Origin of the sequence: Cobetia sp. MC34, assembly GCF_018340035.1 — a bacterium.
GTDB classification, from domain to species: Bacteria; Pseudomonadota; Gammaproteobacteria; order Pseudomonadales; family Halomonadaceae; genus Cobetia; species Cobetia amphilecti.
The window spans coordinates 115225-122332 of the sequence record NZ_JADPPY010000008.1 but is presented as its reverse complement, the minus strand read 5'-3'; the positions used below and the strand labels follow the sequence as shown (position 1 = coordinate 122332).

Below are 7108 nucleotides of genomic sequence, written 5' to 3'. Positions count from 1 at the left end.
ATCGCCGCCACTTGCCTGGCGGCTTTCTTTTACCTGCTCGCCGGTGGCTGGCTCGACACGCTGCTCACCAAGGGAGAGTGACCATGCTCTATCTGTTCCTCATAGGCGGCGCGCTCATCGTCTTGGCTCTTTGGGGAGCAGGTGCCATGGACAGCATATTGAAAGAGGACAAGCGCCAATGACCCGCGATCAACTGATGGAAAGCCTGCTGCACCTCCCTCACCCGTGGCCGCGGCCCGAGACGGACTGCAACCTGCCGACCGACAACGGCCACGGTGATCTCGAGGGTTGGATCAAGGGCCCGACCAACAACGAATGGCATTACGCATGGATAGGCGCCCATGAGCGCCGCATTGTCATTACCCGGGAACAATGGGAAGAGGCGTTGCAGGCACACGTCCAACATCTCGAGCGGCCAGCCTCAGCAGATGAAGTCGATCCAGGCGATTGGAATGGCGAGGGCCTGCCACCGGTGGGTGCGGTGGTGGAAGTGCAGATATCCAGCGAGTGGCGAGAGTGCGAGGTGATAGCGCACTTCAAGCAGCCATGCGGAATGGTGGCGGCATTCACCATCAGCCACGCCGGAGACAACAAGTCGCTGGATTTCTATCTAGAAGCCAGCTTCCGCCCCATACGTCCCGATCGAGAGAAGGCAATAGAGAGCATGAAGCAGATAACTAAGGCCGCGGCTGACGCTCATAAGCGCGAGCTGCACGGGGCACTGTCGGAAGAGTACCTGTTGGGCGCGCTCTACGACGCAGGCCATCGCAAGGTGAAGTCATGAACGTCATCGACCTGTTCGCCGGTGCCGGTGGATTCAGCACCGGCGCCAGTATGGCCGGCTGCAATGTGGCCTGGGCCGCCAACCACTGGCCGGATGCTGTCGAGTGGCACAGCCGCAATCATCCGAACGCAGCGCACATCTGCCAGGACCTGCATCAAGCGGATTGGAGTCAGGTGCCCGCGCATGACCTGATGCTGGCGTCACCCTGCTGCCAGGGCCACAGCAAGGCGCGAGGAAAAGCCAGCGGTAACCCTCAGCACGATGCCAGCCGCTCGACTGCCTGGGCAGTGGTATCAGCTGCCGAGTATCACCGGCCGCCAGCCATCCTCGTGGAGAACGTCCCCGAGTTCCTCGATTGGCAGCTCTACCGCCCCTGGGTGCTGGCCATGCAGGCGCTGGGCTATGCCGTCAGCCCGCATGTGGTAGATGCCGCTGACCTCGGCGCCCCACAGAACCGCATCCGCATGTTCCTGGTACTCACCCAGTCCGCCCAGCCGCTCAAGCTGAACCTGCCGACACTCGATCACCTGCCGGCCGCCAGCTTCATCGACTTCGAATCAGGCCGCTGGCAGCCCATCGAGAAGCCCGGGCGAGCCGCCGCCACCCTGGAGCGTGTTCGCGCTGGCCGTGCCACTCACGGTGACCGCTTCCTGATCAGCTACTACGGCAACACCAAGACAGGACGCTCGCTGGATCGCCCCATTGGCACCATCACCACGCGCGATCGCTGGGCCATCGTCGATGGCGACCGCATGCGCATGCTCAGCCGGTGGGAATGCCGGTCGGCCATGAGCTTCCCCGACACCTATCAGCTACCGGACAACCACCGCCTCGCCGTGCATCTGCTCGGCAACGCGGTATGCCCTACCCCGGTCAGCCACATCATCAAGGCTCTGCAGAAAGCCGCGTGAGTGTGAAGAGTCTATGCGTCAGGTATCGCAAGCAACGTGGCAGCCGCCAGCACATGGCCCGTGCCCGCAGTTTGGTGGCAGCGGCACATCCCATGGCGTCTTCCATCGTTCGCCCTGTGCTCGCTGCCATTGGCTTCACGCAGCCAAAAAAAAGCCTCTCCGAAGAGAGGCTTATATGCAGTAACCTAGATATCACGCAGCCTTTTGGAGCCGGCCTTGGCAATGAGCTTCGTACGCTTCATCCAGAATTTTCTCGGCACGATCCAGAAGACGGATTGCTTCTGCGATTTTAGATTCTGTAGTCATCATTTAGATCCCCTCAGTGTGATGTTGCAACGTATGTCTACCGCTACTACGCAAAGAAAGGCTTTTCGTATAGCGCTTTTGCCTGCTGATCCAGTTCGTTTTGATCGCCAGCCACAATCGCTAGAGCCATCTTCTCCATAATGGAGGTGTACTCAATAGCTTGGTGAGCCATCATCGGATCAATCTCATCAACAAGGCCGTGAATGATGCCTGCCACGTGCCTCATGATCTTTGCTAGCTCATCGTAGCTAGGGTTATGCCCCTGAAGCTCCGAGATCTCAAATTGCTGCGCATTACGCAGAAACAAGTTACCGACCTCAAGGATCTTCAGGTACAAGCTTTTGGCATCATCCATGACTTCCAGTTCCCCATTGCATGATCTTTTTTTAGTGGCAGCACACTATACAGGGAAAACTGAGATGGTCAACCACTCCACCTGCAAGCTATGTACTCATAAAAGCATCATCCGAAGGATTCCACAACAAGCTATGCGTCAAAGACATCAACATTTCATGATTTCGAAAACTCACCTTGTAAGGCACTGAAAGTAAAGAGAAATATAACTGAAGCAAAACTCAGCCACCCACGAGGTGGCTTTTTTGTGCCCGCAGGGAGGCCAAATGCGTCAGGTATCGCAATCAACGTGGCAGCCGCCAGCACATGGCCCGTGCCCGCAGTGTGGTGGCAACGGCACATTCCATGGCGTCTTCCATCGCTCGCCCTGTGCTCACTGCCATGGCACCGGGTACGCCGCTGACGATGGTGAGGCACTGCCACTGGAAGACCTGATCGTGATGATCAGTCGGCGCCGCGATCACTGGCGACAAGCACATGCCCAGCTGATGAAGGTGCCCGGCGTGCGTCAGGCCGTGGAGCAATACCAGGCGGCGCGACAGGCAGAGCAAGAACGTGAGGCCATGGGCTATGGCTCGGGCCGGTATCAAGGTGACTGATGGAGGCGACAGCAGTGAATCTTCTCACCCCCGAGGCGGTAGCCCGCCAACTGAGCATGAGCCTGAGCTGGGTCTACACCCACAAGCACCAGATTGGCTACGTGAAATTTGGAAAGTCTATCCGCTTTGAGCCGGATGCGGTGGCGGCATATGCTAGTGCCTGCCAGCGTAGCCCAGAGCATGAGGGCAACCGATGGGAATCACAGTCAGATACCGCGAAGCACGCGGGAAATGGGTCGTTACCGAAACGCATCAGGGTCAGCGACATCAATCAACGTTTGACGGGACTCGAGAAGGCGAAAGGCAAGCGCGAGAGTATGCCGCAGCACGCGAAACAGCACTGAATGAAGCAGCGTTTCAAGGCCAGCGAATGGGTCGCGAGCGACGGCGCACGTTTCTCGAGGGGGTAAAGCGGTGGGTCGATGAGTACGACGTCGCCAGCCAGGCAAAAGCTATCCGGCCGGTGGCAGCCTACATGGGCGAGGACGTGCTGATCGGGCAAGAGACAGTGGACAAGGCCAGAGAAATGGCCAGCCACTTGAGAAAGGCAGGACGCGCTCAGAGCACAATCAACAACCACCTGCAGGTGGTGAAGCGGGTGCTCAATCTGGCGTATATCGAGTGGGGTTGGATCAATCAGCCGCTGGGCGACAAGATCCGGAAGAAGACGCCGAAGAACGAACGGCATATCTATCTGAACGCGGCAGAGCTGACGCTACTGATGGAGGCGATTCCGGACTCACGTGCTGTGGATAAGAAGGTGATCGCCCTGGCAGCCTTGACGGGACTGCGCCAGGGCGAACTGCTCTCACTGGAGCCTTCGAATATCCACGGTGGTCGCATCCTGCTGCGACCAGATCAAACCAAGTCAGGCAAGGCCCGGGTAGTGCCGGTGCCAGAGGATGCTCGACCATGGTTGCATGACCTGCCCTTCGATACCACCTACGCCCGGCTGAGAAAGACGTGGGAAGACGCTCGCAAAGCGCTGGGCAGACCGGATCTGCGCTTTCATGATCTGCGCCATAGCTATGCAAGCATGCTGGCCCAAGCGGGCGAGAGCATGACCACGGTGCGCGACCTGCTGGGGCATTCCAGCCTGATCGTCACCAGTCGTTATTCTCACATGTTCGAGCAGGGCATTGATGAGATCGGAGCGCGGCTGCCGCGGTTGAATGCGACCGGCTGCGACCAAACTGCGACCAAGCACTAAATGAGGGTAGGCCAGAAACGCAAACAGCCGCTCGTAAGCGACTGTTTTCAAAGCTGGTGCCGGTGGTCGGACTCGAACCGACACGCCTATTAAGCGGCGGATTTTGAATCCGCTGCGTCTACCAATTCCGCCACACCGGCAACGGAGCGAAATTATACGGGACATTGCGCCAAGGTCAACGAGTTTTGGCGTCAGATCAGACACATGGAGCGCTTCCTCACACCCCACGCCGCAGTGGACTGAGGCGTGTCGCCCGCAAACGGGTCTTCGCGTGGACGATGGCATTGGGTATCATGAGCGACCTTTTTCGTCTGCCCGGACAGCCAAGGCCTCGAGAGTGTCGCACCTGACTGCCCCACCCGCAGAAAGGGAGTCATGCGCTCGCGACGAGAGCGCCAGTGTCTCAGGGCGGCATCTCCCCATTGTGCATGTACGCATGCCACGGAGCGCACCACGCGCCTCGTGCTATCAGAGTGTCAGGTTGGCCATGTCACGTATCGATTCCGGTGATGCCTCGGGCGTTGCCACACCTAACGACGCGCGCCCGATGCAGCGCAGCGATTACGATTTCAGCCTGCCGGATGAGCTGATTGCCCGCTACCCGTCAGAGCAACGCAGCGATTGCCGTCTGCTGCATCTGGATGGCAAGAGCGGCGAGATCGTGCACCGCCGCTTCCCGGATCTGCTCGAGCAGCTGGAACCCGGCGATGTCGTGGTGTTCAACGACACCCGCGTGATCCCCGCGCGTCTGCATGGTCAGAAAGCCTCCGGCGGCAAGATCGAGATGCTGCTGGAGCGTCCGCTGGACGCCCATCGTGGCCTGGCGCACATCCGCTCCAGCAAGTCGCCCAAGCCGGGTACCGAGCTGATCTTCGAAGGTGGCATCACGGCCGTGGTCGAAGGCCGTCAGGAGGCGCTGTTCGAGCTGCGCTTCCACGGCGAGACGCCGATGATCGAGCTGCTCAACCAGCACGGCCACATGCCGCTGCCGCCTTATATCACTCGGGATGACGAGCTGTCGGATCGCGAGCGCTATCAGACGGTCTATGCCAAGCGCGATGGCGCCGTGGCCGCCCCGACGGCGGGCCTGCACTTCGATGAGCCGATCATGGCCGCCATGGCCGAGAAAGGCATCGAGACAGCCTTCGTCACCCTGCATGTGGGTGCCGGCACCTTCCAGCCGGTACGCGTCGACAGCATTCTCGAGCACCACATGCACAGCGAGTGGATCGAGGTCGGTCAGGAAGCCTGCGACAAGATCGCCCGTGCCCGCGCTGCCGGCCGCCGTGTGGTCGCCGTCGGCACCACCAGCGTGCGCTGCCTCGAGAGCGCCGCCAAGGCCCACGCTGGTGAGCTGGCCCCCTACTCCGGCGATACCGACATCTTCATCTACCCGGGCTACGAATGGCAGGTGGTGGATCTGTTGATCACCAACTTCCATCTGCCGGAATCGACCCTGCTGATGCTGGTCTCGGCCTTCGCCGGCTACGAGCACACCATGGCGGCCTATCAGGCGGCGGTGGAAGAGCGCTACCAGTTCTTCAGCTATGGCGATGCCATGCTGCTGGAACGCGCCTGAATCCCCTCTTCTGACATGGCCCCGGCATTCGCCAAGGGCCATGTCATGCGCAGTTAACGCGCCCCGCGCTATGCTGCGGCATAGTGGCATCGACACACCAGCTGCGGCCTGTTTCGCCGCCAAGCAAAGAGAGCACCATGCGTAAAGAATGCTTCATGAGCTTTGAAAAGCTCGCGACCGATGGCCGTGCACGTCGTGGCCGCATGACCTTCCCGCGCGGCACCGTGGAAACCCCGGCCTTCATGCCGGTGGGCACCTACGGCACCGTCAAGGGCATGACGCCGGAGTCCATCAAGGACATCGGCGCCGAGATCATCCTCGGCAACACCTTCCACCTGTGGCTGCGCCCGGGCACGGAAGTCATCGAAGCGCATGGCGACCTGCATGACTTCGCGCAGTGGGACAAGCCGATCCTGACCGATTCCGGCGGCTTCCAGGTCTTCTCGCTGGGCAAGACGCGCAAGATCACCGAACAGGGCGTTCACTTCCGCTCACCGGTCGATGGCTCCAAGGTCTTCATGGGCCCGGAAGAATCGATGGCGGTGCAGCGCTCGCTGGGCTCCGACATCGTGATGATCTTCGATGAGTGCACGCCGTATCCGGCCACCCATGATGAAGCGCGCAAGTCGATGGAGATGTCCCTGCGCTGGGCGCAGCGCTCCTACGACGCGCATGGCGACTCGCCGTCGGCGCTGTTCGGCATCATCCAGGGCGGCATGTACCCGGACCTGCGCGAGAAGTCCCTCGAGGGCCTCAAGAAGATCGATTTCGACGGCTACGCCATCGGCGGCCTGTCCGTGGGCGAGCCCAAGGACGAGATGATCAAGGTTCTCGACTACCTCCCCGAGTGGATGCCGGAAGACAAGCCGCGCTATCTGATGGGCGTCGGCAAGCCGGAAGACCTCGTCGAGGGCGTGCGGCGTGGTGTCGACATGTTCGATTGCGTGATGCCGACCCGCAACGCGCGCAACGGCCACCTGTTCACGCCGACGGGCACCGTCAAGATCCGCAACGCCGTCCACAAGCGTGACACCTCACCGCTGGACCCGGACTGCGATTGCTACACCTGCACCAATTTCTCGCGCGGCTATCTGCATCACCTTGATCGCTGTGGAGAAATGCTCGGCTCGATGCTCAACACCATCCACAATCTGCGCTACTACCAGACCGTGATGGCTGGTTTGCGCGGTGCAATTGAAGCGGGTACATTGCAGGACTTCGTGGAACAGTTCTATGCCGCGCGCGGCCTGCCGGTGCCGCCGCTGGCCGACTGATCGAGGCGAATGACGACCGGGGGCCAAATCCTCCGGTCGTCTTGATATTCGACTCGAGCCAGACGTGAAGAAGAGCCTGAATCACGCTCAT

Annotated in this window: 9 protein-coding genes and 1 tRNA gene; 8 read left to right on the top strand and 2 right to left on the bottom strand. The window is 60.4% G+C overall.

Annotated elements, in window-relative coordinates; genetic code table 11:
* From IZU87_RS06715 to IZU87_RS06705, 3 genes are all read left to right on the top strand, one after another.
* The coding region (locus IZU87_RS06715) for a hypothetical protein (protein WP_502711603.1) at window positions 1-182 on the top strand (182 nt) is incomplete at its 5' end.
* Window positions 179-784, top strand: a complete 606-nt coding sequence (locus IZU87_RS06710) for a hypothetical protein (RefSeq protein WP_213114060.1) — start codon at window positions 179-181, stop codon at window positions 782-784. The genes IZU87_RS06715 and IZU87_RS06710, both read left to right, overlap by 4 nt.
* Window positions 781-1695 (top strand): DNA cytosine methyltransferase, encoded by a 915-nt coding sequence (locus IZU87_RS06705; protein WP_213114059.1) that lies wholly within the window; start codon window positions 781-783, stop codon window positions 1693-1695. The genes IZU87_RS06710 and IZU87_RS06705 overlap by 4 nt, the downstream gene beginning before the upstream one ends.
* Before the next feature lie 352 nt (window positions 1696-2047).
* Here the strand turns inward: IZU87_RS06705 and IZU87_RS06700 are convergent, their stop codons facing one another.
* Window positions 2048-2356 (bottom strand): hypothetical protein, encoded by a 309-nt coding sequence (locus tag IZU87_RS06700; RefSeq protein WP_213114058.1) that lies wholly within the window; start codon window positions 2354-2356, stop codon window positions 2048-2050.
* Between the two features lie 265 nt (window positions 2357-2621).
* Here IZU87_RS06700 and IZU87_RS06695 point away from each other — a divergent pair, with 265 nt between their 5' ends.
* The 3 genes from IZU87_RS06695 to IZU87_RS06685 are packed head-to-tail and all read left to right on the top strand — an operon-like array spanning window position 2622 to window position 4164.
* Window positions 2622-2954, top strand: coding sequence for a hypothetical protein (locus tag IZU87_RS06695; protein WP_213114057.1), 333 nt, complete (start codon window positions 2622-2624; stop codon window positions 2952-2954).
* Window positions 2955-2968: 14 nt separating this feature from the next.
* Entirely contained in the window at window positions 2969-3298 is a 330-nt protein-coding gene (locus IZU87_RS06690) for a helix-turn-helix domain-containing protein (protein ID WP_213114056.1), read from the top strand.
* A gap of 26 nt (window positions 3299-3324) precedes the next feature.
* Window positions 3325-4164, top strand: coding sequence for a tyrosine-type recombinase/integrase (locus tag IZU87_RS06685; protein ID WP_213114055.1), 840 nt, complete (start codon window positions 3325-3327; stop codon window positions 4162-4164).
* A 54-nt stretch (window positions 4165-4218) separates the two neighbouring features.
* On the opposite strand, the gene IZU87_RS06680 is transcribed toward IZU87_RS06685, so the two are convergent.
* Window positions 4219-4304 (bottom strand) — tRNA-Leu (locus tag IZU87_RS06680).
* 407 nt (window positions 4305-4711) lie between these two features.
* Between IZU87_RS06680 and queA the strand changes: the two genes are divergently transcribed.
* Entirely contained in the window at window positions 4712-5743 is a 1032-nt protein-coding gene (gene queA, locus IZU87_RS06675; RefSeq protein ID WP_107336757.1) for a tRNA preQ1(34) S-adenosylmethionine ribosyltransferase-isomerase QueA, read from the top strand.
* A 155-nt stretch (window positions 5744-5898) separates the two neighbouring features.
* Complete coding sequence (tgt, locus tag IZU87_RS06670) at window positions 5899-7017, top strand: tRNA guanosine(34) transglycosylase Tgt (protein WP_054556871.1); 1119 nt, start codon at window positions 5899-5901, stop codon at window positions 7015-7017.
* Window positions 7018-7108: the final 91 nt, after the last annotated feature.

Coding starts and splice junctions, on each gene's coding strand:
- IZU87_RS06710 (WP_213114060.1), top strand. CDS start 179: ATGACCCGCGATCAACTGATGGAAAGCCTGCTGCACCTCCCTCACCCG.
- IZU87_RS06705 (WP_213114059.1), top strand. CDS start 781: ATGAACGTCATCGACCTGTTCGCCGGTGCCGGTGGATTCAGCACCGGC.
- IZU87_RS06700 (WP_213114058.1), bottom strand. CDS start 2,356: ATGGATGATGCCAAAAGCTTGTACCTGAAGATCCTTGAGGTCGGTAAC.
- IZU87_RS06695 (WP_213114057.1), top strand. CDS start 2,622: ATGCGTCAGGTATCGCAATCAACGTGGCAGCCGCCAGCACATGGCCCG.
- IZU87_RS06685 (WP_213114055.1), top strand. CDS start 3,325: ATGGGTCGCGAGCGACGGCGCACGTTTCTCGAGGGGGTAAAGCGGTGG.
- queA (WP_107336757.1), top strand. CDS start 4,712: ATGCAGCGCAGCGATTACGATTTCAGCCTGCCGGATGAGCTGATTGCC.
- tgt (WP_054556871.1), top strand. CDS start 5,899: ATGAGCTTTGAAAAGCTCGCGACCGATGGCCGTGCACGTCGTGGCCGC.